Origin of the sequence: Nocardia sp. NPDC052566 (assembly GCF_044547285.1) — a bacterium.
In the GTDB taxonomy this organism is placed as follows: domain Bacteria; phylum Actinomycetota; class Actinomycetes; order Mycobacteriales; family Mycobacteriaceae; genus Nocardia.
In genome coordinates this window covers 354,893-380,906 of the sequence record NZ_JBIUAF010000001.1, presented here as the reverse complement: position 1 = coordinate 380,906, position 26,014 = coordinate 354,893, and the positions used below count along the sequence as shown (strand labels likewise).

Sequence of the window (26,014 nt, the reverse complement as noted above, 5' to 3'; positions counted from 1 at the left end):
TAACAGCTTGTAGCATTAACTCGACAGTTGGAGAGCTGCCATGGGCAACGACGCCGCCGCACTCATCCCGCAGGAATCCTTCGCGCAGCGCCTGCTGACCGGCTCGGTCAAGAAGTCCTACGACCCCGTGGTCGATATGGACTGGGACGCACCGCTGGATCCCGACAAACTGTTCCTGCCACCCGAGGTGATCTCGCTCTACGGCACCGACCTCTGGGCGTCGATGACGCACGAGCAGCGCAGGGAACTGTCCCGCCAGGAACTGGCCAACGTGCTCTCCGTCGGCATCTGGTTCGAGAACCTGCTCAACCGCCTCCTGCTGCGCGAGCTGCTCGCCGACGATCCGACCACCAGGCATTCGCACTACACGCTCATCGAGATGGGCGACGAATGCCGGCACATGATGATGTTCGGCAAGCTGATCGACCGCATCGAGGCGCGGCCATACTGGCCGCGCCGCACCGGCCGCCTGGCGATCGGCGTGCTGCCGCTGTTCCTGCGCGGCTCGATGACCTGGGTCGGCGCACTGGTCGGCGAGGAGATCTTCGACGCGATCCAGCGCCGCACGCTCGACGATCCGCAATTGCAGCCGCTGGTCGCGCGGGCCATGCGCATCCACGTCACCGAGGAGGCGCGCCATATCGGGTTCGCGCGCGACGCGCTCGCCCGGCGGGTGCCGACCATGTCGCGGGCCGAGCTCGCCTATACCCGGCTCTGCGTCGCCGTGGCCGCACCGCTGTTCGTCTACCTGATGACCAACCGGCACATGTACACCCGGGCCGGGCTCGACGGCCGCGCCGCCCGCCGCGTCGCGACCGACAACCCGGATGCCAAGCGCGCCTTGGGCGCCGGCGCCGCGAACCTCGGCGCGTTCCTCGAGAAACAGGGGCTGATCGGGACCGCGGGCAAGTGGATCTGGCGGCGCAGGGGGCTGTGGAATGAGTGAGCGCATCGTCGAGACCGCGCGCCGCGCGCACGACATCGCCGAGCATCGGCCGGACGGCATCGCGCCCGAAATCCTCATCGTCGGTGCGGGTTTCGGCGGTATCGGGATGGCGATCGAGCTGCGCAAGGCGGGTATCGAGGACTTCGTCGTGCTGGAGAAGGCCGAGGAGATCGGCGGCACCTGGCGGGAGAACACCTATCCCGGATGCGGCTGCGATGTCATGTCGCTGATGTATTCGTACTCGTTCGAGCCGAATCACCGCTGGACCCGGGTGTTCGCACGGCAGCAGGAGATCCTGGACTATCTGCGCCGCACCGTCGACAAGTACGGCATCCGCGGGCATCTCCGGCTGCGATCGGAGGTGAGCGCGCTCGACTTCGACGATGCCGCGGACCGCTGGGAGGTGCGCACGGCCGACGGCAGGCTGTTCCGGCCGCGCGTGGTCGTGATGGCGCCGGGACCGCTGCACGAGCCGTCGATTCCGGTGTTTCCCGGCCAGGAATCGTTCCGCGGCACCAGTTTTCATTCGGCCAAGTGGGATCACGATTTCGACGTCACCGGTAAACGGATCGCCGTGATCGGGACCGGCGCGAGCGCGGTGCAATTCGTGCCGCAGATCGCGAAACAGGCGGCGCACGTCTCGGTGTTCCAGCGCACGCCACACTGGGTGGTGCCGAAACCCGACCGGCCGCTGTCCACCACTCAGCAGCGGGTGTTCCGATATGTTCCCGGCGCACAACGTCTCTCGCGCTGGGCGACCTATTGGGGATACGAGGCGCTGATCCCCGCGTTCATGCATCCGGAACTCATGCGCCGCGTCGAATCCGTCGCGCGCGGACATCTGCGCCGCCAGGTCGCCGATCCGGAGCTGCGCCGCAAGCTGACCCCCGGCTATCGGCTGGGCTGTAAGCGAATCCTGGTGTCCAACAACTACTATCCCGCGCTACAGCGGGAGAACGTGGCACTGGTGACCGAACCGATCGCCCGGATCACCGAGACCGGGATACAGACCGAAGACGGTGCGGCGCACGAATTCGACGCGATCGTCTACGGCACCGGTTTCCAGATCGCCGAACGGTTCGCCCATCAGCACCTGGTCGGCGCCGACGGGCTCACCATCCAGCAGGCGTGGCGGGACGGGACGACCGGATTCCTCGGCGTCGCGGTGCACGGATTCCCGAACTTCTTCACCATCGTCGGCCCGAATTCCGGTGGCGGCCATCAGTCCATCATCTTCATGATCGAGGCGCAGACCCGCTACATCCGCCAGTGCGTGGAACGGATGCGGCGCACGTCGAGCACCAGGATGGAGGTCCGCGCCGCGACCCAGCACGAATTCAATCGCAGGGTGCAGGCGAAACTGGCTGGGACCGTGTGGAATTCGGGCGGCTGTCACAGCTGGTACCTCGACGAACACGGCAACAACCGCGCCGCTTGGCCCGGCTCCAGCCTCTCCTACTGGCGCACCATGCGCCGCCTCGACCCCACCCACTACGACCTCACCGTCCCCGCCGACCGCGAACCGGCGCACGAGTATTCCGGCCCCGCCATGCTCGACGCCCCCGGCGCCCTGGTCCCGGTAACAGTCACCCTGAGCGGCCACCCCGACCCCACCGACGGCCGATACCACTGGTACGGCCGCATTTCCGCCACCAACGGCACCGACCTCCCCGACCCGGGCCGCGCCGAGGTCTACCTGACCCTCCCCGGCTACCACCCCACCCCCGCCCGCCTCCAAGAACGCGACCCCTGGGGCAACCTCCGCACAGTAGGCACCGGCACACCCCCATACCCCCTCGAACCAGCCGACCTCCACTAACCCACACAGCCAAGCCCACCCAGCAAGCTCCCGAAGCAGTCGAGTTTCGCCGAGCGCAGTCAAATGGCCCCCAATGACGGCGTGTCGCAGGGCCATTCGACTGCACTCGGCAAATACGCCAGCCCTGACAGCGCCGCCGGAGCCGGACGGAGTAGCTCGACGGGAAGCAGCAGGCCAGCTCACCCACAATGCTCGCACCCACGCCGCGCACCAATTGCACCGCCGCACGCCGTTGCGACGCCGCGCGCCGAATTCCGCCGAAATCAATGCGCGGCGGGACGAACGATGCGCGGGGTGGTGGTGCTTCGCAGGACGAGTCGGCCAATTCGGTTGGGCCGCAGATACTTCGACTGCCGCCGAGACTGGGCGACGCGATTCCGAAGGGGAGGCGGCTCCTGGGCGCGTCTACGTCGGTTGCACTTCTGTGCCCGCGCACTGATTGTGTCGCCACGCGCTGATTTCGGCCGTAATCCGTGCGCGGCGGGACGATCAGTGCGTGAGACCGGCCTTGCCTCGCAAGCTAGAACGTCCAGTTCTGGCGCGCCGCCCATACTTCAGGTGTGGTTGGGGCGGGGCGGAGCAGTTCGGCGGGCAGGGGTGGCGGGGCCTGTTCGTAGATGGCGGCGACCGCGGTGGCCGCTGCGCGGCCGATTACCGGGGTCATGAGGCGGCCGTATTCGGCGGGTTCTATTGGGGCCCAGCGGACCTCGCGGCTGACGGCCGCACCGATCGCGGCGGCGAGTTCGTTGCCGGTGGCCGGGCGGGGGCCTGTCACCAGGGTGACCGGATCGAATCCGCCTGCCAGCGCCTCGGCCAGCACGTCGCCGATGTCATACAGCGATACCCATGCGGTCGGCACTTCGGCGGGCAGCGGGTAGACCACCTCGCCGGCGCGCACGATGCGTTCGATCGACCAGGGCTGCAAGAGGTTTTCCAGGTAGAGACCGGCCGGGCCGACGGTTGCACCGCCCGGGACGACACCGCGTAGCTCGCGCATGAGGCGCACGCGTGCGTCGACGAACGGCTGGCCGATCGGCTCCGGCGGTACCGCCATGGCTGGGTTGAACACCGCACGTTCGATACCTGCCTTGCTCAGCGCGGCGAGCACCGACTCGGCATGGGTGAGCGCGATCGGTTCGAAGACCAGGGGCAGCTGGACGACCACCGCATCCACACCAGCGTAGGCGTCGACCAGCGCATCGATGTCATCGAGGGCGGCGTTCGCGGAGTTGAGGGCGCGGACCTGCCAGCCCGCGGCGGCCAGTCGCTCGGCGATGATCGAACCCTGCGCACCCGTCGCGCCGTGCACTGCGATTGTTTTTGTTGTCATGATCCGAGCATCAGCCGGTTACTTCATTTTGGGAAGTACGCACTTTTCTTGTATATACTTCCCGAATGGGAAGCACGCAGGTAGACACGGTGGTGACGCCGGAGCAGTGTCCCGTGACACGTGCGCTCACCTTCGTCGGCAGCCGCTGGACGCCACTGGTGATCTTCCATCTGAACGCGGGCGCCCGCCGCTACAGCGAACTACAGCGTGCACTCCCCGGCATCAGCCCCAAGACACTCGCCGACCGCCTTCAGGCGCTCGAACACCGCGGCCTGCTGACGCGCACCGTCTATCCGGACAAACCACCCCGCGTCGAATACACCCTCACCGACATCGGCCGCCAACTCGGCCAGATCCTCGACTCGGTCTCAGACTGGGCCGAGCAGCCCGGCGTCGATATTTAGCAGATGCCGTCATCTGGTCATGGTCCCGTTCCCGAGATCAAGAACTCTGCCGAGCGCAGTCGAATGGCGGTGTGACACGCCGTAACCGGCCACCATTCGACTGCGTTCGATGCCGGAGGTTCATGATCAACGTGCAATGAGGTTGGCAACGTGCGAGTGGCACCTACTCAGTACACGCTCACCGTTGAATCCCGTTGTGTCGCAGCGTGACACGCCGAGATGGCCGTCGAGCGCAGTCGAATGGCGGTGCGACACGCCGTGAAGAGGGCCCATTTGACTGCGCTCGGCAGATCAGTCGGCGGCGGGGTGGCGGAATCCGGCCAGTAGGCGGGCGATTTCGGCGCCCGCGAGATCCGGGCGCAGGGGTGCGTGGCCGACCAGTAGGCGGTACCAGAACGGGCCGAAGATGAGGTCGGTCGCGTACTCCACGTCGAGATCGGCGTCGAGTTCACCGCGTTCGACGCCGCGAGACAGGATGGCGGACACCACCGCTCGTCGCGTCTGCACCCAATCCCGCAGTGCGCCTGCGAAGTCCGGATACAGCTGCGCGTCGGCCATCATCCCGCGTAGCGCCTCCATGCGCTGCGGAAACTCCACCACCCGATTCAATTCGCTCGCGAAGATCGTCAGATCCTCAGCGACAGAACCGGTATCGGGCTCGGGCATCCGCCGGGCGACGGCCTCGCTCTGCGCTTCCATCACCAACAGCGCCTTGGATTTCCACCACCGGTAGATGGTGCTCTTGGCGACCCCGGACCGCGCGGCGACGCCCTCCATCGTGATCTTGCCGTACCCCTGCTCCTCGAGCAGTGCCATGGTCGCGTTCAGCACCTCGTCGCGTGCCGCGCTACTGCGCACCCGCCCGCCGGTACGTGGGGCGCTGTTCGCTGGATCACCGCCGTCAACCATGGCGGCCAGTGTATCGGGGTGCTATGGTCAATTCAAACGCTACGTAGCGTTTCGATTTACGGTTCGATGAGGAGAGCTACACCGATGAGTACCGTCGTCGTATCCCACGGATACGGGGCACACAGCGACAGCGTCTGGTTCCCGTACCTGACGGAGCAATTGACCGCCCTCGGCCACCGTGTGGTGGTCCCCGACCTGCCGGGCACCGACGCACCGCAGCTCGACGCCTGGCGAAAGGCGTTGGCCGCGAGCGTGATCGAGGCAGGCACGCCGAGCGACATCATCCTGGTCGGGCACAGCATCGGCGGCGTCAACGTGCTGCGCCTGCTAGAGGAACACGAGGGCGAGCCCTTCGCGGGCGCCGTCCTGGTGTCCACCGCCGCACACGAGGTCGGCTACACCGAACTGGCCTCGTTCTTCGACGGTCCTTTCGACTGGGTCCGAATCCGCAGCGCCGCCGACGAATTCCGCGTGCTCGCCGCCGCCGACGATCCGGTCAACGTGCCGGATCCGGTCGAACACGTCGGCCTGCTGGTCCGCGCGCTCGGCGCCACCGCGACGCTGACCGCCACCGGCGGCCACCTCGGCGCCACCCCGGACGACCATATCGAGCTGCCCGAGGCCGTCCGCCTCGTCACCGAGATCGCGGCGGTGCGCGCATGAGTGTCGAAGCGAAACCCGTTGCGCGTCCGGCAAAGTGGAAGCTCTGGCTGCTGACCGTCGTCGGCCTCTACCCGCTGCTCACCGTCCTGGTGACGGTGACCAACCCGCTGCTGGAAAATCTGATCGCCCCGCTGCGCCTGCTGATCATCATCCCGATCGCCGTCGCCGCCATGACCTGGGTCATCATGCCGTTCCTGTTCAAACGCTGCGGCGCCTGGCTGGCACGCTGACAGACTGCGCAGGCTCACCCGGCGGGTGAGCCTGCGCACCAGATCTCAGTGCCGAACTGGGGGAACTCCCGGATGTGCCACTGCCGTTGTCGCACATAGCGTCTGCGCATGGCGAACAAGGTACTGTCGCCCACCGCGTGGACACGCCGGTTGCAGGTGACCACATCGGTCTACTCGGTGGTGACGACGATCGGCACTGCGCTCGTACTCGGCTACATAACACCCGAACTACTGCTCGCGCGTACCGATATTGCGCCGAGTGATATCGATGGATTCCTGGTCGGGTTCCGGATCACGGGAATCGCCTTCCTCCTACTCAACGCCGTCGGAATCGCCGCCCTGTGGGACAAGGCATGGGTGTTCTGGACCATCCTGGCGACCGATCTGTTCCAGGGCATCGGCTTCTTCTTCGTCGACTGGCCGGGAACCGGCCTGCGTGGCCTCGGCATACTGGGCACCTACCTCACCGATGTCGGCGGCGGCATCCTCGGCTTGGTGCTGCTGGGTTTCGCGCTCCGCTATCGCACGGCGTGGGCCTATCAACGACACTGACACCCTCACCCGCGGCGGCCCAGCAGGAAGGCCAGCGCGGCGGCGGCCGCACCGATGGCGCCGATCGTGGCGCCGAGTCCGGTCAGCGCGTTGAGTGCCGTCGTGGACGCGGCGGTGGCGGCGTCGGCGAGAAGCGGTCCGGCGCTGAGGAATTCGTGTGGGATCTCCGCGATCACCTGGGTGCCCGCGCCAGCGGCGACAGCGTCGGCGAATGGCCCGCCGAGCGCGTCGGGGAGGTGCGCGGCGGCCAACGCATCGGTGGCTTCGGTGCGCGCCACGTGACCGAACATCGCACCCAGGCCCGCGACACCGATCGCCATGCCGAGCTGACGCAGGGTGCCGAAGGTGGCACTGGCCATGCCGGCGTCGCCGTCCGGCGCGAACGTCAGCGCGGTCGCCTGGCTCACCGCGGTGATGGCACCGAGCCCGATACCCGCGATCACCATGCCCGGCACGAAGTAGGTCCACGAGTGGTCGGCGGAGTAGTCGCTCATCAGCCACATCCCCAGTGCGACAAGGCCCATCGTCACCGGCAGCGCGACCGCCGCCGGAATCCGCTTGCTCAGCACCGCCGCGATCGGCGCGGTCGCCAAGGCGGCCACGCTGATCGGCAACAGCCGCAACCCCATCTGCAACGGCGTGTAGCCCTGGGTGTTCACCAGGTACAGGGCCAGATAATTGGACGCCGCCATCATCGTCGCCATATGTACGACGGAAACGATTGCCGTGCCCGCGAATCCGGGCTTACGCAGCATCGACACATCGAACATCGGCTGCGCGGCGCGGAACTGCCACGCCAGGAACGCCGCGAGCAGCAGCACGGAACCGCCTGCGAGGCCGAGCAATTCGGCCGAGGTCCACCCGAGTGCGTTGCCACGGGTCAGGCTGAACACGCCACCGACGAGCCCGCCGGTCAGCAGCATCGAACCCAGCCAATCGGTCCTGCGTTGTCCGCGCGCCGTTTCCGGCATCCGAGTCAGTGCCAGCGCGACGATCACGATCCCGAGCGGCACGTTCACCGTGAAAATCGACCGCCATCCGAAGCTGGTCACCAGCGCGCCACCGAGCACCGGCCCGGCCACCGACGCACCGGCCATCACCGCGCCGTAGATACCGATCGCCTTCAGCCGTGCCGCCCGATCCGGATAGGCCGCGGCGAGCAGCGGCAGCGCGGTGGCGAACAGCATCGCCGCGCCGGCACCCTGCACGGCACGCAGCACGTCGAGCTGAACCACGTTGCGCGACAACGCGAGCACCAGCGACGATCCGGTGAACACCACCATCCCGCCGACGAAGATCCGCTTACGCCCGTACCGATCCCCCAGCGTCGCGAAGGTCAGCAGCAGCCCCGCCAGTGGCAGCACGTACGCATCGACCACCCACTGCAAGCCGTCGATGGACGCGTCGAAGTCGTTGCGGATATCCGCCAGCGCGGCCGACACGATCGTCGCGTCGAGCATCAGCATGAAGATCGCCGCGCACACCATGAAAAGCACCCACCCGGGCGCCCGCCTTCGCTCGGCAACCGTGTGCCGAGCACCCTCCAGCACCACACTCGTGGCCATCGCGGCCCTCTTTCGTCCGGGGCAGGGCGCGTTTGTAATCTACTGCGCCACAACCTATTTGATAACAACGGTCGCCTATCGGAGGCAGCCGTGAATCACGCTATCGACGCCGCCCGGTGTCGGAAAGAAGCTATCTGGACGATAGATATCGCAAACCAGCCAATGCGGGCACAGGACCGCGCCCCTTCTCGGCCGACGAGAAGGGGCGCGGCTCCGTGGCCTACACGTCGAAGTAGAGCTCGAATTCGTAAGGGTGCGGCCGGATATCGATCTCGGCGATCTCACCGTCGCGCTTGAGGCGAATCCAGGTCTCGATGAGGTCGTCGGTGAAAACGCCGCCCTCGGTGAGGTAGTCGTTATCCGCTTCCAGCCGATCGATCACACTGGCCAGGCTCGGCGGGGTCTGGGCCACACTCGCGGACTCCTCGGGAGTGAGCTCGTAGAGGTCCTTGTCGATCGGCGTGGCCGGTTCGATCTTGTTCTTGATGCCGTCCATCCCCGCCATCATCATCGCGGCGAAGGCCAGATACGGATTGCCGGAGGAATCGGGGCAGCGGAATTCCAGCCGCTTGGCGTGCGGACTGGCGCCGGTCACCGGAATGCGCACGGCCGCTGAGCGATTGCGCTGGCTGTAAACCAGATTCACCGGCGCCTCGTAGCCGGGGACGAGGCGCTTGTAGGAGTTCACGGTCGGATTGGTGAAGGCGAGCAGCGACGAGGCGTGCCGCAGCAGTCCGCCGATGTAGTGCCTGGCCAGATCGGACAGCCCCGCGTACCCCGCCTCGTCGTAGAACAGCGGCGCGCCGTCCTTCCACAGCGACTGGTGCACATGCATCCCGGATCCGTTGTCGCCGAACAGCGGTTTGGGCATGAACGTGACGGTCTTGCCGGACTGCCACGCGGTGTTCTTGACGATGTACTTGTACAGCTGCAGATCGTCGGCGGCGGCCAGCAGGGTGTTGTACTTGTAGTTGATCTCGGCCTGCCCCGCCGTTCCGACCTCGTGATGTCCCTTTTCCAGCGCGAAGCCCGCGCGTTGCAGGTTGGTGCACATGCGATCGCGCACGTCCACGTCGTGGTCGTAGGGCGCGACCGGGAAGTAGCCGCCCTTGGGGCGCACCTTGTAGCCGCGGTTCAGCGTGCCGTCCGGGTTGTACTTTGCGCCGGTGTTCCAGTCCGCCGACGCCGAATCCACCTCGTAGAAGGCGCCGTTCATTCGCGTGTCGTAGCGCACCGCGTCGAAGATGTAGAACTCGGCCTCGGGCCCGAAGTAGGCGGTGTCGGCGACGCCGGTACTGCGCAGGTATTCCTCGGCTTTGCGGGCGACATTGCGCGGGTCGCGGCTATAGGCCTCGTGCGTATGCGGATCGTGCACGAAGCAGTTCAAATTCAGCGTGCGCGCCTCGCGGAACGGGTCGAGCTGCGCGGTCCGCAGATCGGGCAGCAGCAACATGTCCGACTCGTGGATGGACTGGAAACCGCGCACCGACGATCCGTCGAATGCGATCCCGTTCTCGACCAGATCGGCGCCGAATCCGCTCGCCGGGATCGAAAAGTGCTGCTGCACACCCGGAACGTCGCAGAAGCGAATGTCGATGTATTCGACTTCGGCGTCACGGATGTACTCGAGTATTCCTTCGGTGGTCGGTGTCGGCACGACTTTCTCCTCGCTGTCGCGGCTGGGTCATTCCGCGGATCGGCGAGGCGAACGTCGTTCTGCTCGCCGATCTCACCATACGACGCCCGCCACGGCGGTGGACCCGAATCCGGCCGACCGCGCGCGGCGCCCGCGCGTGTCACAGGGCATCGGCACAAATAACCGCCGTGCCGTTCGGCATTCTGCCGATACCGCGCCCGGCGGCGGTGCGGTGAGCTGAACGACACGGCGAGTTGATCAGCGCCGGTCAGGTATTCGAGAGGCCCGATATGAATTCGTCCCCGCTGCGTCTCGCCGCGGTGAGCATCCTGTGCTGCGCGGCCGCCGGAGTGGCCGCACCCGCGCACGCCGATCCGGGCCGGACCTGGTTCGTCAGCGCGGCCGCGGCGGTGGGCGGAAGCGGTACCGAGGAGGCACCGTTCAACACCCTGGCGGCCGTTCAGTCCGCCTCCGGCGAGGGCGACACGATCGTGGTGCTCGCCGCACCCGGTGTGCTCGACGGCGGAATCGCGCTGAAGCAGGGCCAGCGGCTTGTCGGCCGTGCCGCGCCGGGATCCGTTGCGGCGGTGACCAATACGACCGGAGCGAACGACGGTGACGCGATCCGCCTCGCGCCGGACACCCAGGTCAGCGACCTCACCGTTGCCGGTGCGCAGCGCGGCGGCATCTACGGCCGCAATGTCGGCACGGTGACGCTCACCGGCAATACCGTCACCGGCAGCAATCGGGCCTGCCATACCGGATTCGTCGTCCAGCCGTTCCCGCCGATGCTCGGCGTCCCGTTCGGCATGTCGCTGCCCGCCGCCCCGAACCTGATCGCGCTCACCAATGGCTGGGCCGGGATCATGATCGACGCCGACGTGGGCGCGAGCGCGGTGACGCTGGAGCGGAATACGGTGCGCGACACCGCCTGTGGCGACGGCATCGACCTGCGCACCGCAGGCACGGGTCAGCTGACGGCCACCGTCACCGACAACCTGGCCGAGAACATCAACGAGGGCCTCAGCAAATTCTCGGTGCTCGCCATGGGCATGCAGAGCACCGGAACCTCCTCGCTCACCGCGACACTGCGTGGCAATACCCAGCGCGGTATCGCCCTGCCCGCGAACGACCCGAAGAACGCGATCGCCGACAGCGAGGGCCTGTTCGTCAATGCCGCCGAACGCGCACGCATGCGAATCAGCATCGACCGCAACACCTATCAGCACGGCGGCGGCCACTTCTCCGCCAATGGAATCGAATACGTCACCAGCAACGGCACACCGGACACCGAGGTGACGCTCACCAACAGCGAATTCCGCGACGTGCCCGGCGATATCGTGCAGAACCTCAACCTCAGCAACGAGGGCGCACGGCATGTGATGACCATCGACGGCCTGGTCGCCGCAGGCTCCACCTTCCCCGGCGCGGCGCTGAATCCGCTGGTGCCGGGCAATCTCGGATCCTGTTTGTTCTCGGCCAGTTTCGGCCGCGACAACTACACCTCGCTGGTATTGCGCAACGCGCACCTGAGCCGGTGCAGCGCCGACGGCATCGGCGTGTACGCCTACTCCCCCAGCGGACCGGCACCGGCGAAGCATGCGATGAACTTCACCATCGCCGACACCACCGTCGCCGACACCACGGTCGCCGATCTGCATGTGCGCACCGTCGGTGATCTGGCCGCGCTCACCGGCACGGTGGCGCGGTCGAGCTTCGCGGGCGCGATCACACTGGGCCAGGCCGACGGCGTGCTCGGCGCGGGTTCGGCACTCGACTTCGGCGACGGCAATTGCTTCGCCCCCGGCACCGCGGCGGCTCTGGCCGCGCCCGCGCTACCGGTCCGGCAGCGGAACGGGTGGCCGGCCTGTGGCTGAAACTGTCGCCCCTGCGGCCGGAAGTGTCCTCCCGCCAAGGGGTTCGGACAGCGCACGCTGAACCCGACAAACATCCAGCGACCGACAGGAGGGCAGGTGATCCAGCCGAACGACACACCATGCGCCGAGCCACCCCTCGCCCCGCCGGGCTACGTCATCCTCGGCGCGGCGCGCGACACCGGCTCGCCGACGGCGCGCGAACGCCGGCGCAAGGCCGCCACCCGCGCCAGGTTCCGCCGCCTGGTCACCGGCGACACGCCCGACTTCAGGATCCTCCGGTGAGCCCGCCGTCTCGCACGGCGGCAGTTTGGTCGAATGCACAACACAATGTCGAACAATCTTGGCGTTTGCCGCTAGCGCGGCACACCGTTCATGCGTTGTGCTGATATTCGACGATGAGGTCACGCCTGCCGTTCGGGCGACGGCGTGGTCTCGCCCCTTCGCTATCAGAGGTCAGGTCTTGGTTTCATCGACAGTCCCCGCGGGCAGCGCCCGCCCGGACACGCTGTGCGCGGCATTCCAGGCGAACGTCGCGAACTATCCGGACGCGATCGCGCTGCGCACGCTCGGCGGCGCGCAATCGATCACGTGGCGTGAATACGGCGATCGGGTGCGCGCGCTCGCCGCGGGCCTGGCCGCCCTCGGCATCGGACGCGACGACACGGTGGCGTTGATGATGACCAACCGGCCGGAATTCCACCTGTGCGACACCGGCATCCTGCACACCGGCGCCACGCCGTTCTCGGTGTACAACACCAATCCGGTCGATCTGCTCGCCTACCAGTTCGGCAACGCGGGCAACAAGGCGGTGATCTGCGAACGCCAGTTCGTCCCAACGGTTCTCGCGGCGGTGGCACAGGCGGCGGCGCAGGGGGCCGTCGTCGAGCACGTCATCTGCGTGGAGGACGACGCACCGGAGGGCAGCATCGCGCTGTCCGCGGTGGCGGCGACGCCCGCGCCCGGCGGCTTCGATTTCGAGGCGACCTGGCGCGGGGTGAAGCCGGACGATCTGCTGACCATCGTCTACACCTCGGGCACGACGGGCCCGCCGAAGGGTGTCGAGCTCACCCACACCAACTTCCTCGACAGCTCCCGCATCATCGGCGAACTCGGCGGCGGCACCGCCGAGGATCGGATGGTCTCCTATCTGCCGGACGCGCACGCCGCCAATCGCTGGTTCGCGCACTACCTTTCGCTGCTGTCCGGCGCGCAGATCACCACCGTCGACAACTTCAAGCTGGTGGCCAAGGCACTGCCCGAGGTGCGTCCGACGGTCTTCCTCGGCGTGCCCCGCGTGTGGGTGAAAGTCAAAGGCGCGCTGGAGGATCGATTCGCCGCGGAGAGCCCGATCAAGCGCCGCATGATCGCGTGGGCCACCGCCGCGGGCCGCAAACGGGCCCGCACCCTGTCCGACGGCGACATTCCGAGCGCGCTCGACGATCTACAGTTCCAGCTCGCCGACCGAATCGTGTTGCGCCCCATCCGAGTTCGACTAGGCCTCGACCAGGTCCGCGCCGCGATCACCGGTTCGGTGGCCATCCCGCGCGAGGTGCACGAATTCTTCCTCGGCCTCGGCCTGCCCCTGTGCGAGGGGTACGGCATGACCGAATGCACCCAGGGTGCCACGCTGAACCGCCCGGGCCACATCAAGATCGGCACCGTCGGCACCGCGCTGCCCGGCGTCGAGGTCGAACTGGCCGACGACGGCGAGGTGCTCGTCCGCGGCAAGAACGTGATGCGCGGCTACCGCAACGCACCGGAGAAGACCGCCGAGGCCATCGACGGCGAGGGCTGGCTGCACACCGGCGATATCGGCGCGATGGACGACGAGGGCTACCTGTCGATCATCGACCGCAAGAAGGAACTCATCATCAACGCGGCGGGTAAGAACATGTCGCCCGCCAATATCGAGAACACGATCACCGAGAGCTGCTCGCTGGTCGGCGCGGTGATCGCCATCGGCGACGAGCGCCCGTACAACACGGCGCTGATCGTGCTCGATCCCGAACTGGCCGCGGCCTTCGCCGAGCGCAACGACATCGCCGAGACCGGCGTCGCGGCACTGGCGAAGGATCCGCAGGTGCTCGCCGCGATCGAGGAGGGCGTCGCGGCGGCCAACCGCAAACTCTCACGGGTGGAGCAGATCAAGAAATACGTGGTGCTCACCGACGTGTGGGAGAACGGCAGCGACTGCCTGACCGCGACCGGGAAACTCCGGCGCAAACCTATTGCCACTCGCTATAACGATACGATCGAGGCCTTGTACTCGAGCTGATCCGGTACGGAGATTCTCATGACGCCATCGCGGACCCGGGTGTTCGACGATCTACACCGGCGCGCCGCCTCGATGGTCGACGGTTTCTACTCCGCGCTACCGCCCTATCAGCGGCTGCCGCAATCGCTGGTGGAGTCCGACTTCGCCAGGGGCACCAAGCTCAACGTCGACCTCTTCTTCGACTATCTGCGCCGCGGCACGGACCCGAGCGAGGAGGACACCAGGGAGCTGGTCGAGCTGGCCATCGACCGGCTGCGCGACGGCACCCCGCTGCCCGAGGTGCTCGACCGCTACCGGCTCGGCGGCGCCTACATCTGGGAGCGGCTGCGCGATTCGGCGCCGCCCGGCGAGCGTGAGCTGCTGCTCGACGCGTCGCTGGCGCTGTTGAAATACATCACGCTCGTCACCTCGCGGATCGCCACCGCGGCCACCCAGCGCGCCCACGATCCGCGCTGGGAACTGCTGGAACGCAGGCGCGGCATCGCCGACGCGCTGCTCACCGGGCGTGATCCGGTGGAGTGGGCCAACGATCCGGTGATCCCGGTGGCCGACGCGTTCCTGGTCGCGGTGTTCCGGCTGTGCGGCACCCGCGGCGGGCCCGCGTCGGCGCTGCGGCATCGGATCGAGGCGATTCCCGGGGTGTTCCTGCGGCTGGACGCGGGCGGCTGGACCGCGCTGATCCCGCTGCAACCCGGTGACGACGGCACCGCGACGCTGTCCGGGCTCACCGCGCGCCTGCCCGTGCAGGCCGCGGGCGTTCCGCCGCAGTACTGGGTCGGCGTCGGCGTCGCGCGGGCGCGCGACGCCATCCCGGAGGTGTTCGCCGAGGGCCGGGTGCTGAGCGAGCTGGGCCGGTGCCTGTCCAGGCGAGAAGTGTTGTGCCGCAGGCAGGATCTGCAATTCGAATACACCGTCGCGGTCAGCGATGCGGCAAGGCCGGGCCTGGCCGCGGTGCTGGCGCCGCTGGACGCGCAGCCGATGCTCGCCGAGACGCTCGAGGTGTTCGTCGACAGCGGCTTCAACCAGCTGGCCACCGCGCGTCAGCTCAACGTGCACCGCAATACGGTCACCTACCGGCTCTCGCGCGTGCACGAGCTCACCGGACTGGATCCGCACCGGCCCGCCGACGCGATGACGCTGTCGGCGGCGCGGCTGGCGCGGCGGCTGGAATCGGCGACCTTCGCACCCTGATTTGGTCGAGTTCACAAAGGACCCGGGACCGCTCTTGCGAATTGCCGGTGTCGTGGACCCCTACCTATGCGTTGTGCTGAGAGTCGACGATGAGGTCGGGCGCCGCCGCCGCGGTGGAACCTGCCTCGACCACACCGAGCAGAGGGATCGACTAGTTGAGTAAGTCGAGTCGGGTGCGCGTCCGTCGCCGCACCGTCACGGTGGCCGCGGCCACGATCACCGCCATCGGATTGACCATCCAGTGCGCGCCGACCACCTTCGCCGTGCCCGCGGCCGGACCGGTACCCGACGCGCCCGCCGACTTCGGCCTGCCCGCGGGCTACCAGCCGACACCGGCACCCTATGACGTCGGATATCAACTGGGACAGGTGGTTCCGCTCAGCGACGGCACGCAGTTGCAGACCGAGGTGCGCTTCCCCACCGATCCGGCCACCGGTCAGCGCGCCGCGGGCGAGTTCCCGGTGATCGTCAACTTCACCACCTACGGCGCGATCAGCAGCGCCCTCGCCGCCGCGATCACCGGCGTGGTCGACGAACTGCACATCCAACTGCCCGACCAGCTGAAGGATGCGCGCCGGATCATCAACCAGGCCACCAGCGCACAGGATCTGCTGGTCCGGCACGGCTACATCGAGGTGGTCGCCGATGTGCGCGGCACCGGCGGGTCGACCGGCGCCTGGAATCCCGCCTCCAAACAGGACGGCATCGACGGCGCGCAGCTGGTCGATTGGGCGGCGAAACTGCCCGGCTCCAACGGCAAGGTCGGCATGTACGGGTACTCGTTCCCCGCGCTGTCGGCGCTGCGCACCGCCGAATCCGTCGGGCCGGGTTCGCCGTTGAAGGCGATCGTGCCGATGGCCATGCCCAACAACATCTTCAACGAGGTGCTCGGCCACGACGGGCTGATGAGCCCGGTCCTGCTCACGGCGATCTCGGTGATGGTCCCGTATTTGAGCCTGATCGGCCCGTTCCTGTCCGCGGTGGTCTCGCCGCAGCTGTTCCTGAAGTCGCTGATCGATCACCTGCAGGCGGCGGTGTCCTCGGACAGCACCATCAAGCTGCTGCTGGAGGCGTACGGCGGCGGGCCGCTCGCCTATGACGGAAAGTGGTGGCAGGAGCGGCGTTTCGAGACCGAGCTGAGCAATGTCGTCGAGAACGGCATCGCCATGTACCAGGTCGGCGGGTTGTGGGATCTGTACCAGGAGGGGCCGTTCCGCAACTACTCGCAGCTGCAGAACCTGGCGGCAGGGCGGGATCAGTTCGCGCCCATGGCCCCTGGTCAGCGCGCCGACGGACGCTTCCAATTGCTCATGGGCCCTTGGTATCACGTCGGCCTCGGCGTCGGTCCCGGCTCGCGGCTGGACACCGGCATGATCACCCTCGCATGGTTCGATCGCTGGCTCAAGGACATCGACAACGGCATCGATAAGACCGACACTCCGCTGCACGTGATCGATCCGGGCAACCTGGCCGCCTCCACCGCGCGCTACCCGTTCGAACAGGCCGCGATCCAGCAGCGCTGGTTCGACGGCGACCGGCTCGTCGGTAAGCCGCCCACCGTGGCCGATGCCTCCGATCGCCTCGACTACACCGGTATCGACAACCCGTGCAACCGCCAGACCCTCGGCCAATACACCGCCGGCCTGCTGGATTTCGTGTTCCGGCTGTTCAACGCCTACAACCCGTGCACGGAGTGGGTGCAGGAGCCGACGGCGGGCCGCAAGTACACCATGGACCCGGTTACCGAGGCGACGGTGCTGGCCGGGCCGAGCAGCGTCACGCTGTACGCGTCGTCGACGAGCACCGACGCGGCGTTCCAGGTGTGGCTCGACGATGTGGCGCCGGACGGGTCGGTCGTGAATATCACCGGCGGCTCGCAGCTGGCCAGTATGCGCACGCTCGACGAATCGAAGACCTGGCGTGACGGCGATGTCGTCTACGCGCCTGAGCATATTGTGCAAAAGGGCGAAAACGAGCAATTGCTAACCCCCGGACAGACTTTCCGGGTGGAAATAAAGATGCGCCCGACGTTTTATCGCTTGATGCCGGGACACGCACTGCGACTGCGCATCACCAGCGGCACCTTCCCGACCACGATACCGGTGCCGACCGATTTGCCCCGTTTGCTCGGATCGTCCCAACAGATCCACCGCGACGCGGTCTCGCCGTCCAGGGTGGCGCTTCCCCTCGCGCCGGCCTCGGCATTCGGCGGCTGACCGTCGAGGTGGCGCACCAGGCAGGTTGTGGGACCTTGCCGGGTGCGCCACCTCACTTCTGGGGTCTTGCGCTGTAACCACGATGAAAACCTGGGATGAATTCCAGGTGATTAAAACCCCTGCTAGCAGCTATTTTTCAGCTAACTGAAGCAGGTTCTCCTCACATATTCGCAGGCAGTGGCGCTGCGGCGGACCCCGATGTCCGCCGCGGCGCCTTTTCCGTGTTAGCGGGGGAAATGCCGGTGATCGAGCTCACCGTCACAAAAAGCTCGAGAATCTCTTACTCTTTCCTCATTCCGGTCGACGACGACGTCCCGGGGTGACCCCGACAACTCACCCCGCTCGCATCGGGATGAGCAATTCTTTTCACAATCTCGGATCGGGAATTCCCTGCCGTGTACGGGAATCCCGATGGGCAGCTGAAGGTGCGTCATGGAATTCATCGAACTCGCCGACTATCCCCTGCCGAGCGGCCAAGTGATCGAATGGCTGCCGACTGCGGAGACGCATTGGGCGGACTGGCCGCGCGATACCCGCGCGGTCTCCTACAACCACGAGCGACATCTGCGAGATGCGCTGGAACACAACCGAATACGAGACCAGCGCCACTACTGGCTCGGGCATACGTTCCGGATCGACGGCGCGCTCGACCCGCAGGCGTGGCGCACCGCGCTCGACGGCTGGATCGACCGGCACGAGGGCCTGCGCAGCCACGTCACCATCGAGGGCGGGCGACCGGCCAGGTACACGGTGACGCCCGGCGGCATCCGGGTGCGCCCGGTGGATTCGGGCACACCCGCCTCGACGATGGCGACCTACCGGCTCGTCCAAGGCCTGCTCGACGAGGGCACCTCGCCGCTGCGCTGGCCGTCCTACGTCTTCGTGACCATCGCCTCCCGCCATGGCTTCACGGTGGTGTTCGCCGCCGACCACTCCATCATGGACGGCTACTCGACCATCGCCGTCGGCTGCGAGCTGCGCCAGCTCTACGCCGCGGCCTTGGCGGGCGAGCAACGGCCGCAACCGGATTCGGGTAGCTACGTGGATTTCTGCCAGGAGGAGCGGGTACGCGCCGACGCGACGACCCCCGCCGACCGTGCGCTCGACCCGTGGCGGGAGTTCTTCGCCGACGACGACATCGATGACGTCGCACCGCGCGGTCCGCTCAGCCGGGTGGCCGCCCAGCCGATCGACCTGAGCGGTTCGGGCACGCCCGCACCGCGCGTCCCACAGCGCAACCTCGCCATCGAGGTGCTCGACGCCGAAGCGGCCGACGCGGCCGCCGACGCGGCGCGCGAGCAGCGCCAGGGCCTGTTCGCCGTGCTGCTCGCCGCCTTCGCCGCGACCACCACCGAACTCGGCGCGGGCCGCGATTTCCGCACGGTGGTCCCGCTGCACACCCGCAGCGAGGCCAAGTGGGCCGACAGCCTCGGCTGGTTCGTCGGGCTCGCCCCGTTCCGTATCGACTGCGCGACCGCGCGCGGTATGGCCGACCTGATCGCGCCCGCCGGTGGCGAACTGCGCCGGGTGCGCGATGCGGCGACGGTGCCGTTCGGCCGGGTCTGCGAACTGCTCGAGGTGCGGCCGCGCATCTCGTTCATGGTGTCCTACATGGACGTTCGCGCCGCGGCCACGTCCGGGACCTGGGTGGAATCCGATACCCGCTGGCTGCGCAGCCGCAACGTCTCGGCCGACGAGTTCTTCTTCTGGTTCATCCGCACACCCACCGGCGTCACCCTCAACATGCGCTATCCCGGCACCACCCGGGCCACCCGCGACATCCACCGGCACGTGCTGCGCATGCGCGAACTGCTCGCCGAATACGTCCGCTTCGGGGACGCCGCCATCCGACCGATCGAAGGAGCGCCGCTGTCATGGAGATGACCCTCACCGAGGACTGGCTGCCGAAACCCGGTGCGCTGGTGGAGTTCACCGCGACCGATGCCACCCTGGACGCGGCCGCCGCCGCGACGCCGTCCGAGATACCGCCGACCTTCATCCAGGAATCCCATATCCGCCGCTGGGCCGAGCGCAGGCACGGCGACAACCCGCTGGCCTCGGAACTGTCGCTGTGCTTCACGGTGGCCGAACCGCTGGACCGCACGGCGCTGCGCCAGGCGTTCACCACCTTCCTGCGCAGGCACGACACGCTGCGCAGCTGGTTCGATCTGGACGAATCCGGCGGCGGATTCGCACTCACCCGGTATCTGGTCGGCGCCGACGACGTCGAGCTGACCACCACCGAGACGGGCGTTTTCGCCTCCGGCGAGGAACTGCGCGACACCCTCGTCGAAAAGTACCGCGCGGCAGCGGATCCCACGCGGTGGCCGGCCTTCGTCTGCGGTGCGATCGACCACGGGGCGGACGGGTTCACCCTGCTCTACAACACCGATCACGCCTTCAGCGACGGACTTTCGCTGGTGACCGCGATCTTCGAACTGCACGGCCTCTACACCGCCTACGCGGCGGATCAGGAGCCGCCGCTGCTGCCGGTGGGCAGCTACGTCGAATTCGCCCGCACCGAACGGGCGGCCGTCGCGGCGGGCTCGCCGGAGCTGGACCGCATGGCGGAACTGCTCGCCGCGAACGCCGACCGGGTGCGGCCGCTGCCCATCGATCTCGGCCTCGCGCCCGGCACGGTGGCCGAGAGCAGGGGTACCAAACTCGACCTGCTCGACGCCGCGGAATGTGAGGCGTTCGCCGAGGCATCCCGGGCCGCAGGCGGCGGATTCTCCGCAGGGCTGTTCGCGGCCATCGCGCTGGCCGAACACGAATTGACCGGGCGCACACACTATCTCGGCCTCAACGTGGTCGGAACGCGCAACGAGCCGCAGTATCAGCTCGCGCAAGGCTGGTTCATCAACCTGCTGCCGATCGCGTTCGACTTCGAAGCGGGACAACCGTTCACCGATCTGGTATCGCGGGCGAGCGGCGCGCTGGACGCGGTCAAACCGCTCGGCAACGTACCGATTCACGCCGCGCTGCAGCGCGCAGCCGGGATCACCGGATCGCCGCTGCCCGTCACCACCGACTGGCCGTGGGTGTCCTATATGGACGTGCGCGCGATATCCGGTGCGGCACTGGAACTCGCGCTACCCAACGTGTCCGGCATCAACGGGCTCGGGTCGCGCAGCAAGATCGGGCAGACCTCCCCCGTCTGGTTCAGCAGGGAGCTCGACCGGCTGCACGTCACCGTCATGTACCCGGACACCGAGGCCGCGCACACCTCGGCGACCGACTACCTGGAGCGGGTGCGCACCACCCTGCGCACCGTCGCGCGCACCGGCCGATTCACCGCCGCCGCAACCGAAGCCAAGGGGCCGTGATGCGTTTGCTGTTTCTCGACCAGCTGGTCGCCGAGCCGGGCACCCTGCTGGAATGGACCGCCGTCGCCGAACCCGGTCCGACCCCCGATCCGACTCCGCCCACCTCCAATCAGGCCATCCACCTCGCCGGTGACGGCCCGACCACCTGGCTCGCCGCGCATTTCGATGTGTCGGGGCCGATCGACACCGCCGCGCTGGAAGCGGCGTTCGCGGCGTGGATTCCGCGCCACGACGCACTGCACTGCTGCTTCGGCGCACCGGAGGCGGGTAAGCCCCCCTCGGTACATCTGGTGTCCGACACCGACATTCGGCTCGTGCCACAGCCCGCGGTGCGCGCCGGATCGGTGGCGGCGCTGCGCACACTGCTCGGTGCGCGCCTGGACGCCGCGTGCAGTCCGTACCGGTTCCCGCCGTACTTCCTCGGCGCGGTGAGCAGGGCCGAAACATCAACGGTCATCATCGGATTCGACCATGCCATCTGCGATGCGTGGTCGATCACCATCGCCGTCACCGAATTGGACGAGCTGTACCGGGCGGCCCGCGACGGCGGGTACACGGCGCAGATCTGCGAAACCCTGCCCGAGGCAGGCAGTTTCCTGTCCTATTCGACCAGGGAGGCAGCGGTGCCTTCGGCGACGACGGGACCGATGATCCGCGCCTGGCAGGACTTCCTGCGCGAGGCGGGCAACGATCTGCCGCACTTCCCGCTCGACCTCGGCATCCCGGCGGGCAGCAGGGCGCCATTCGGCAGTGATGTGCGGCCGCTGCTCGGGGCGACCGCCACCGACGCATTGCACCGGCGCTCGCGCGGCACCGGACATTCACTGTTCGCCGCGCTGCTCGCGCCGGTCGCGCTCGTCGCGTCCGAACTGGGCGGCGTCGCGGCGACGAATCTGGTGTTCCCGGTGCATACCCGCCGAGAACCGCGCCACCACAACACCTTCGGCTGGCTGGTGGCCAACGGTCCGGCCAGGGTGGCCGCGGGGAAGGATTTCGACAGCACCGCGCTTGCGGCCGACGAGGCGATCCGATCGGGTCAGCGCCTGGCGCACGTCCCCGCCAACCGCGTACTCGGCGCGCCGGGCACGGAACTGCGGCGGACCAGGCACGATCTGTTCAGCGTCTCCTACACCGACTACCGGCACCTGCCCGGTGGCTCGCGGTGCGAGACCACCCGCTCCCGGCCGCGCAACCCGGCCCAGTTCAGCCGCAGCGCACCGCTCGACGATGTGCAACTGTGGTTCACCCGCACCGACGACGGCCTGTCGCTGCGGACCAGGTTCCCCGACACACCGACCGCGCGGCCGGTCGTCGCGGAATTCCTCGACCACGTCGGCAAGACGCTGACCGCCGCCGCGGCGCAGCGCGAAGAATAGTGTGCCGCAACCGATTCGGCAGCCGGGTCAGGCGTGGCCCGGCTGCCGGTCGCGGACGAACCACGCGCTGGTCTCGCGCTTGCACAGCAGCACCACCGTGGCGATCGTCAACGCGAGACTGAGCAGGCCCATGAGCGGATCGATCATGGCCAGGCTCAGGCAGGCCAGCGTCTCGATCACCGCGAGCACGATCGCCAGCACCTGAATCGCCCGCCCCGCCATCCCGAAAACGAGGGCGACGGCGGCGAGCAGCCAGGCGAAGAAATACGCGAAGGCATAGGCGCCCGCCTCCTCGTAATTCCGGAAGAACAGCGGTCCCGCGGTGAGAACGGCGCCGAGCCCGGCAAGCAGCCAGATCACGGTGCGCGCCGAGTGGACCGAATGCGGCATTGCGCGCCGCCGTGGATCGGGGAATTCGTAGGCATTCACGGGCACTCTTCCCTTCGTGGACGAGTTCACGCACGCACAACCTTGCGAACTATATCCGGGCCGAGGGTGATTTCCGGCGCAAACCGGAGGCGCCGCCGCGTGGTGCCGGTAGGCTCGTGGCATGTTCTCGCGGGTACAGCTGATGGCGTATGCGGTACTCGCCTGCGTGCTGCCCGCGCTGACGCTGTTCGCCGCGCCCGCCGACAAGCCCGCCTCGCTGGCCGTCGTCGGCATGATCGCGGCCTCGCTGGTGATGGCGCTGGTCTCGCTGCAATCGACCCGTCTTTCGCCGGTGCTCGTCGCCAGTTCCGGCCCGCCGTCCTCCGCACAGCGGCGGCGGCGCGGCTCCTTCCTGCGCCAGAGCAATCCTGACACCGCGGGCCGCCCGCGACCTCGAGCACCGGGTGGCGCCGTCCGCTGACGGCCGCCCCGGTATCGACCGTGGGGTCGTCGGCTGTCCGGCCGGCCCATTCCCTCGCGCGTATGCCGCGCGTTCCCACAGTCAGGTTTTGCCATGCTCGATTTCGTCTACTATCCGGTGTCCGCCATTCTGTGGTTGTGGCACACCGCCTTCGGCTTCGTCCTCGGCCCGGCGAGCGGCCTGTCCTGGGTGCTTTCCGTCGTCTTCCTGGTGCTCACCGTACGCGCGGCATTGTTCGCGCCATTCCTGAAACAGGCGCGCACGCAGGCGACGATGAAAATGCTGCAGCCACAGGTGAAAGCGATTCAGCAGAAGTACAAGTCCGACACCGTGAAACGCAACACCGAATTGCAGAAGCTGTACAAGGACAACAACGTCAAGGTGTTCGGCACCATCCTGCCGATGCTCGCCCAGTTGCTCGTTTTCCTCGGGCTGTTCCACGTGCTGCGCTCGTTCGACCGCACCGGCACGCACATCCCGTTCCTGCCGTCCGGGCCGACGATGTCGCCCGAACAGAACGCCGCCACACCGAATTACCTCTTCAGCGCCGAAGACGTGCGCTCCTTCCTGGACGCCGAGATCTTCGGTGTACCACTGTCGGCGACCATGACCACGGCGGGCGAACTGCTCACCACGGTCGCGCTCATCACCGTTCCGTTGATGCTGATCGCCGCCGTGGCAACGCATTTCACCGCACGCACCTCGATGAACCGCCAGGAGCCGACCGCACAGCTCGCCCTGATGCGCCCGCTGTCCCTCTGGGTCTTCCCTGCCTTCGCCCTGATCGGTGGCGTCGTCCTGCCGGTGGCGATCCTGCTCTACTTCGTCACCAACAACGCATGCACGTTCGCGCAGCAACACCTCGTCTATCGCCGCATGGACGCCGAAACCGCCGCAGCCGCACAGCGTGTCGCCGAAGCCAGAGCCCACACCGCCCCCAAACCGGGCGCCAAACCCATCCGCCGCCCGAAACAAGCGCAGCGCAAATGATCGAGCGCAGTCGAATGGCCGTGCGACACGCCGGTGCGGACGACCATATGACTGCGCTCGACGGCCGCGTTGCGCGGCGGATTGCTCGCACGGGGCGTTAATTCGGTCGCGTGAATCGGGGCGGTGCTCGTATCGTGGTCAGCGGTCGGGCAAGGGGCGCATCGGAGATCTCCGGATCGCGTTCCCCGTGTCGGCTCGGCCACTGCCTTCAGGTGGCTCAGACTTGCCCAGTCTGTAGAGGTTCGATTCCTTACACGATGTCACCTGCCCCGGCCGTACGCGGGGGCGCGGCTCTGCGGGCTCTCCGGCTCCGTCCGGGGGACGCCCCCGCCGCGCTGTCGCGGCCGGGGCAGGTGGTATCCGAAAAGCCAAGGCACACACAGACATACGTCGCGGGGAAAGGAGTGAGATATGTACACGACGGTTATGGCTTGGCAGCGCACGCTGCTGTTTCGAGATGGCACACTGGAGCGGGTCCTCGAACCCGGCCGCCACCGGTACGACGACAAGCGCTGCACCCTGATCGAGATCGATATGCGGCCACGACTGCTGCAGGTCAGCGGACAGGAACTGCTCACCCGCGACGGTCTCTCGCTGCGCGTGAGCTACACGGCGCACTGGCAGGTCACCGATCCGACGGCCTACACCACCGGCGCGCAGTACCCGGACAACGTGCTCTACAACGCGGTCCAGGACGCCGCGCGCGTCGCCGTCACCGAGCACACCCTCGACGAGTTGCTCGCCGACCGGGCACTGCTGGTCGCCGACGTCACCGTGATCGCGGCGGTCGTCACGGACCTGGGTATCCGCGTCGACCGGGTACTCACCCGCGACGTGATGCTGCCGGGTGAGTTGCGCAAGGCCGCACTGGAAACGGTGCTCGCCAAGGAGCGCGGGCGCGCCGAACTGGAGAAGGCACGCGCGGAAGCCGCCGCCCTCCGCTCGCTCGCCAACACGGCCAAGCTCCTCGAAGAGCACCCGGCCCTGCTGCGCCTGCGCACCCTGCAGGTCGCATCCGCCCCGGGCACCCAGGTGGTGCTCGACCCGCGCGACGCCCGCTAGTCGCCAACCCCCTACTGCGCGGACACTTTTCGCGATCCCGCGCCGATTTCGGCCGACCTTGGCCGGAAAGTGTCCGCGCAGCGGAGCACCGCCGCAGCGCCGAGTACAGCGCCGCCCACAGCCGACTCGCACCGATCGCGGCCCAACCAGCGTCCGCGCAACAGGGCACAGCAGCCGCGCACCTTCCGGCCCTCGCCGATCTCGCCCACCCGCGGCGCTACGCTCGGGCGGTGTCAGTGCAACCGAGTTCGGAAATAATTGCCGTCTACGACCGTGCGGGGCGCGAGATCGGCGCGGCCGATCGGGCGACCGTGTACCGCGACGGGATCTGGCATGCCAGCGCCGGTGTGCTGGTGCGGTCCGGCGACGGGGAACGGATCTATGTGCACCGCCGCACCGACACCAAGATGGTGTTCGCCGGAATGCACGACTGCCTGGCCGGCGGTGTGGTCGATCCCGGCGAATCCCCCGCCGATACCGCGGTACGCGAACTGGCCGAAGAGCTGGGCATCGTCCTCACCGAGGACGATGCCCAACCGCTCCCCCTGGCCAGCGCGTCCTGGGACGGCGAATGGCTCGGAAAGCCCATGCGCTGCCACCTTTTCGCCTACGAGCTGCGCTACGACGGCCCGATCACGCACCAGCGGGAGGAGATCGCCGACGGCTGGTGGTGGACCGACGCGGAGCTGCGCGCCCACCTCGACGACCCGGCCTGGCCCTTCGTCCCCGACACCAGGGTCCTCGTCGGCGACATGCTCGCAGAACGGGCGCAGCCGGACGAAGTCCGCCCATAGACC

23 protein-coding genes are annotated in these 26,014 nt (G+C 67.7%); 18 read left to right on the top strand and 5 right to left on the bottom strand.

The genetic code is table 11. The features are described 5' to 3' along the window. The first annotated feature begins 40 nt into the window (after positions 1–40). The gene (locus ACIG5A_RS01705; RefSeq protein WP_397236565.1) at positions 41–946 is read left to right on the top strand and encodes a diiron oxygenase; all 906 of its coding nucleotides are present in this window, start codon (positions 41–43) and stop codon (positions 944–946) included. Then, positions 939–2,765: a DUF4873 domain-containing protein gene (locus ACIG5A_RS01700; RefSeq protein ID WP_397236563.1), complete on the top strand. Its 1,827-nt coding sequence runs from the start codon at positions 939–941 to the stop codon at positions 2,763–2,765. Before ACIG5A_RS01705 ends, ACIG5A_RS01700 begins: the two co-directional genes overlap by 8 nt. A gap of 520 nt (positions 2,766–3,285) precedes the next feature. Here the strand turns inward: ACIG5A_RS01700 and ACIG5A_RS01695 are convergent. Beyond that, positions 3,286–4,095, bottom strand: coding sequence for a hypothetical protein (locus ACIG5A_RS01695; protein ID WP_397236561.1), 810 nt, complete (start codon positions 4,093–4,095; stop codon positions 3,286–3,288). Between the two features lie 65 nt (positions 4,096–4,160). On the opposite strand from ACIG5A_RS01695, the gene ACIG5A_RS01690 reads away from it, so the two are divergent. Further along, positions 4,161–4,499 carry a winged helix-turn-helix transcriptional regulator gene (locus tag ACIG5A_RS01690; protein WP_397236559.1) on the top strand — a complete coding sequence of 113 codons (339 nt, stop codon included), beginning with the start codon at positions 4,161–4,163 and terminating at the stop codon, positions 4,497–4,499. A 291-nt stretch (positions 4,500–4,790) separates the two neighbouring features. On the opposite strand, the gene ACIG5A_RS01685 is transcribed toward ACIG5A_RS01690, so the two are convergent. Then, positions 4,791–5,408, bottom strand: coding sequence for a TetR/AcrR family transcriptional regulator (locus tag ACIG5A_RS01685; RefSeq protein WP_397236557.1), 618 nt, complete (start codon positions 5,406–5,408; stop codon positions 4,791–4,793). Positions 5,409–5,492: 84 nt separating this feature from the next. Between ACIG5A_RS01685 and ACIG5A_RS01680 the strand changes: the two genes are divergently transcribed. The 3 genes from ACIG5A_RS01680 (at position 5,493) to ACIG5A_RS01670 (ending at position 6,853) form a co-directional block, all read left to right on the top strand. Continuing rightward, entirely contained in the window at positions 5,493–6,071 is a 579-nt protein-coding gene (locus ACIG5A_RS01680) for an RBBP9/YdeN family alpha/beta hydrolase (protein ID WP_397236555.1), read from the top strand. Next, on the top strand, positions 6,068–6,301 hold the full coding sequence (locus tag ACIG5A_RS01675) for a hypothetical protein (RefSeq protein WP_397236553.1): 234 nt from the start codon (positions 6,068–6,070) through the stop codon (positions 6,299–6,301). Before ACIG5A_RS01680 ends, ACIG5A_RS01675 begins: the two co-directional genes overlap by 4 nt. Before the next feature lie 108 nt (positions 6,302–6,409). Continuing rightward, the gene (locus ACIG5A_RS01670) at positions 6,410–6,853 is read left to right on the top strand and encodes a hypothetical protein (RefSeq protein WP_397236551.1); all 444 of its coding nucleotides are present in this window, start codon (positions 6,410–6,412) and stop codon (positions 6,851–6,853) included. A 5-nt stretch (positions 6,854–6,858) separates the two neighbouring features. On the opposite strand, the gene ACIG5A_RS01665 is transcribed toward ACIG5A_RS01670, so the two are convergent. After that, positions 6,859–8,418 carry an MFS transporter gene (locus ACIG5A_RS01665; protein WP_397236549.1) on the bottom strand — a complete coding sequence of 520 codons (1,560 nt, stop codon included), beginning with the start codon at positions 8,416–8,418 and terminating at the stop codon, positions 6,859–6,861. Positions 8,419–8,638: 220 nt separating this feature from the next. Further along, positions 8,639–10,075: a type I glutamate--ammonia ligase gene (glnA, locus tag ACIG5A_RS01660; RefSeq protein ID WP_397236547.1), complete on the bottom strand. Its 1,437-nt coding sequence runs from the start codon at positions 10,073–10,075 to the stop codon at positions 8,639–8,641. 269 nt (positions 10,076–10,344) lie between these two features. Here glnA and ACIG5A_RS01655 point away from each other — a divergent pair, with 269 nt between their 5' ends. The 8 genes from ACIG5A_RS01655 to ACIG5A_RS01620 all read left to right on the top strand — a co-directional run bounded on the left by ACIG5A_RS01655 (position 10,345) and on the right by ACIG5A_RS01620 (position 22,315). Continuing rightward, on the top strand, positions 10,345–11,931 hold the full coding sequence (locus tag ACIG5A_RS01655) for a hypothetical protein (RefSeq protein ID WP_397236545.1): 1,587 nt from the start codon (positions 10,345–10,347) through the stop codon (positions 11,929–11,931). A 96-nt stretch (positions 11,932–12,027) separates the two neighbouring features. Continuing rightward, positions 12,028–12,213: a hypothetical protein gene (locus ACIG5A_RS01650; RefSeq protein WP_397236543.1), complete on the top strand. Its 186-nt coding sequence runs from the start codon at positions 12,028–12,030 to the stop codon at positions 12,211–12,213. A gap of 178 nt (positions 12,214–12,391) precedes the next feature. Next, positions 12,392–14,206 carry an AMP-dependent synthetase/ligase gene (locus ACIG5A_RS01645; RefSeq protein ID WP_397236541.1) on the top strand — a complete coding sequence of 605 codons (1,815 nt, stop codon included), beginning with the start codon at positions 12,392–12,394 and terminating at the stop codon, positions 14,204–14,206. An 18-nt stretch (positions 14,207–14,224) separates the two neighbouring features. Then, entirely contained in the window at positions 14,225–15,397 is a 1,173-nt protein-coding gene (locus ACIG5A_RS01640) for a PucR family transcriptional regulator (RefSeq protein WP_397236539.1), read from the top strand. Between the two features lie 155 nt (positions 15,398–15,552). Further along, entirely contained in the window at positions 15,553–17,613 is a 2,061-nt protein-coding gene (locus ACIG5A_RS01635) for a CocE/NonD family hydrolase (RefSeq protein ID WP_397236537.1), read from the top strand. A 432-nt stretch (positions 17,614–18,045) separates the two neighbouring features. Further along, positions 18,046–19,497, top strand: a complete 1,452-nt coding sequence (locus ACIG5A_RS01630; RefSeq protein WP_397236534.1) for a condensation domain-containing protein — start codon at positions 18,046–18,048, stop codon at positions 19,495–19,497. After that, on the top strand, positions 19,488–20,939 hold the full coding sequence (locus ACIG5A_RS01625) for a condensation domain-containing protein (RefSeq protein WP_397236532.1): 1,452 nt from the start codon (positions 19,488–19,490) through the stop codon (positions 20,937–20,939). Before ACIG5A_RS01630 ends, ACIG5A_RS01625 begins: the two co-directional genes overlap by 10 nt. Then, positions 20,939–22,315 (top strand): condensation domain-containing protein, encoded by a 1,377-nt coding sequence (locus ACIG5A_RS01620; protein WP_397236530.1) that lies wholly within the window; start codon positions 20,939–20,941, stop codon positions 22,313–22,315. The genes ACIG5A_RS01625 and ACIG5A_RS01620 overlap by 1 nt, the downstream gene beginning before the upstream one ends. 27 nt (positions 22,316–22,342) lie before the next feature. On the opposite strand, the gene ACIG5A_RS01615 is transcribed toward ACIG5A_RS01620, so the two are convergent. Further along, positions 22,343–22,744: a hypothetical protein gene (locus ACIG5A_RS01615; RefSeq protein ID WP_397236528.1), complete on the bottom strand. Its 402-nt coding sequence runs from the start codon at positions 22,742–22,744 to the stop codon at positions 22,343–22,345. 121 nt (positions 22,745–22,865) lie between these two features. On the opposite strand from ACIG5A_RS01615, the gene ACIG5A_RS01610 reads away from it, so the two are divergent. The 4 genes from ACIG5A_RS01610 to ACIG5A_RS01595 all read left to right on the top strand — a co-directional run bounded on the left by ACIG5A_RS01610 (position 22,866) and on the right by ACIG5A_RS01595 (position 26,011). Continuing rightward, positions 22,866–23,165, top strand: a complete 300-nt coding sequence (locus ACIG5A_RS01610) for a DUF6412 domain-containing protein (RefSeq protein WP_397236526.1) — start codon at positions 22,866–22,868, stop codon at positions 23,163–23,165. A gap of 93 nt (positions 23,166–23,258) precedes the next feature. Then, complete coding sequence (gene yidC / locus ACIG5A_RS01605; protein WP_397236524.1) at positions 23,259–24,155, top strand: membrane protein insertase YidC; 897 nt, start codon at positions 23,259–23,261, stop codon at positions 24,153–24,155. Positions 24,156–24,566: 411 nt separating this feature from the next. After that, the gene (locus ACIG5A_RS01600; RefSeq protein ID WP_397236522.1) at positions 24,567–25,217 is read left to right on the top strand and encodes a slipin family protein; all 651 of its coding nucleotides are present in this window, start codon (positions 24,567–24,569) and stop codon (positions 25,215–25,217) included. 230 nt (positions 25,218–25,447) lie between these two features. Further along, positions 25,448–26,011, top strand: a complete 564-nt coding sequence (locus ACIG5A_RS01595; RefSeq protein ID WP_397236520.1) for an NUDIX domain-containing protein — start codon at positions 25,448–25,450, stop codon at positions 26,009–26,011. Positions 26,012–26,014 lie beyond the last annotated feature (3 nt).

What these genes read in the sequence shown, in the direction of transcription:
- ACIG5A_RS01705 (WP_397236565.1), top strand. Translation starts at nt 41, where the DNA reads ATGGGCAACGACGCCGCCGCACTCATCCCGCAGGAATCCTTCGCGCAG.
- ACIG5A_RS01700 (WP_397236563.1), top strand. Translation starts at nt 939, where the DNA reads ATGAGTGAGCGCATCGTCGAGACCGCGCGCCGCGCGCACGACATCGCC.
- ACIG5A_RS01695 (WP_397236561.1), bottom strand. Translation starts at nt 4,095, where the DNA reads ATGACAACAAAAACAATCGCAGTGCACGGCGCGACGGGTGCGCAGGGT.
- ACIG5A_RS01690 (WP_397236559.1), top strand. Translation starts at nt 4,161, where the DNA reads ATGGGAAGCACGCAGGTAGACACGGTGGTGACGCCGGAGCAGTGTCCC.
- ACIG5A_RS01685 (WP_397236557.1), bottom strand. Translation starts at nt 5,408, where the DNA reads ATGGTTGACGGCGGTGATCCAGCGAACAGCGCCCCACGTACCGGCGGG.
- ACIG5A_RS01680 (WP_397236555.1), top strand. Translation starts at nt 5,493, where the DNA reads ATGAGTACCGTCGTCGTATCCCACGGATACGGGGCACACAGCGACAGC.
- ACIG5A_RS01675 (WP_397236553.1), top strand. Translation starts at nt 6,068, where the DNA reads ATGAGTGTCGAAGCGAAACCCGTTGCGCGTCCGGCAAAGTGGAAGCTC.
- ACIG5A_RS01670 (WP_397236551.1), top strand. Translation starts at nt 6,410, where the DNA reads ATGGCGAACAAGGTACTGTCGCCCACCGCGTGGACACGCCGGTTGCAG.
- ACIG5A_RS01665 (WP_397236549.1), bottom strand. Translation starts at nt 8,418, where the DNA reads ATGGCCACGAGTGTGGTGCTGGAGGGTGCTCGGCACACGGTTGCCGAG.
- ACIG5A_RS01655 (WP_397236545.1), top strand. Translation starts at nt 10,345, where the DNA reads ATGAATTCGTCCCCGCTGCGTCTCGCCGCGGTGAGCATCCTGTGCTGC.
- ACIG5A_RS01640 (WP_397236539.1), top strand. Translation starts at nt 14,225, where the DNA reads ATGACGCCATCGCGGACCCGGGTGTTCGACGATCTACACCGGCGCGCC.
- ACIG5A_RS01630 (WP_397236534.1), top strand. Translation starts at nt 18,046, where the DNA reads ATGGAATTCATCGAACTCGCCGACTATCCCCTGCCGAGCGGCCAAGTG.
- ACIG5A_RS01625 (WP_397236532.1), top strand. Translation starts at nt 19,488, where the DNA reads ATGGAGATGACCCTCACCGAGGACTGGCTGCCGAAACCCGGTGCGCTG.
- ACIG5A_RS01620 (WP_397236530.1), top strand. Translation starts at nt 20,939, where the DNA reads ATGCGTTTGCTGTTTCTCGACCAGCTGGTCGCCGAGCCGGGCACCCTG.
- ACIG5A_RS01610 (WP_397236526.1), top strand. Translation starts at nt 22,866, where the DNA reads ATGTTCTCGCGGGTACAGCTGATGGCGTATGCGGTACTCGCCTGCGTG.
- yidC (WP_397236524.1), top strand. Translation starts at nt 23,259, where the DNA reads ATGCTCGATTTCGTCTACTATCCGGTGTCCGCCATTCTGTGGTTGTGG.
- ACIG5A_RS01600 (WP_397236522.1), top strand. Translation starts at nt 24,567, where the DNA reads ATGTACACGACGGTTATGGCTTGGCAGCGCACGCTGCTGTTTCGAGAT.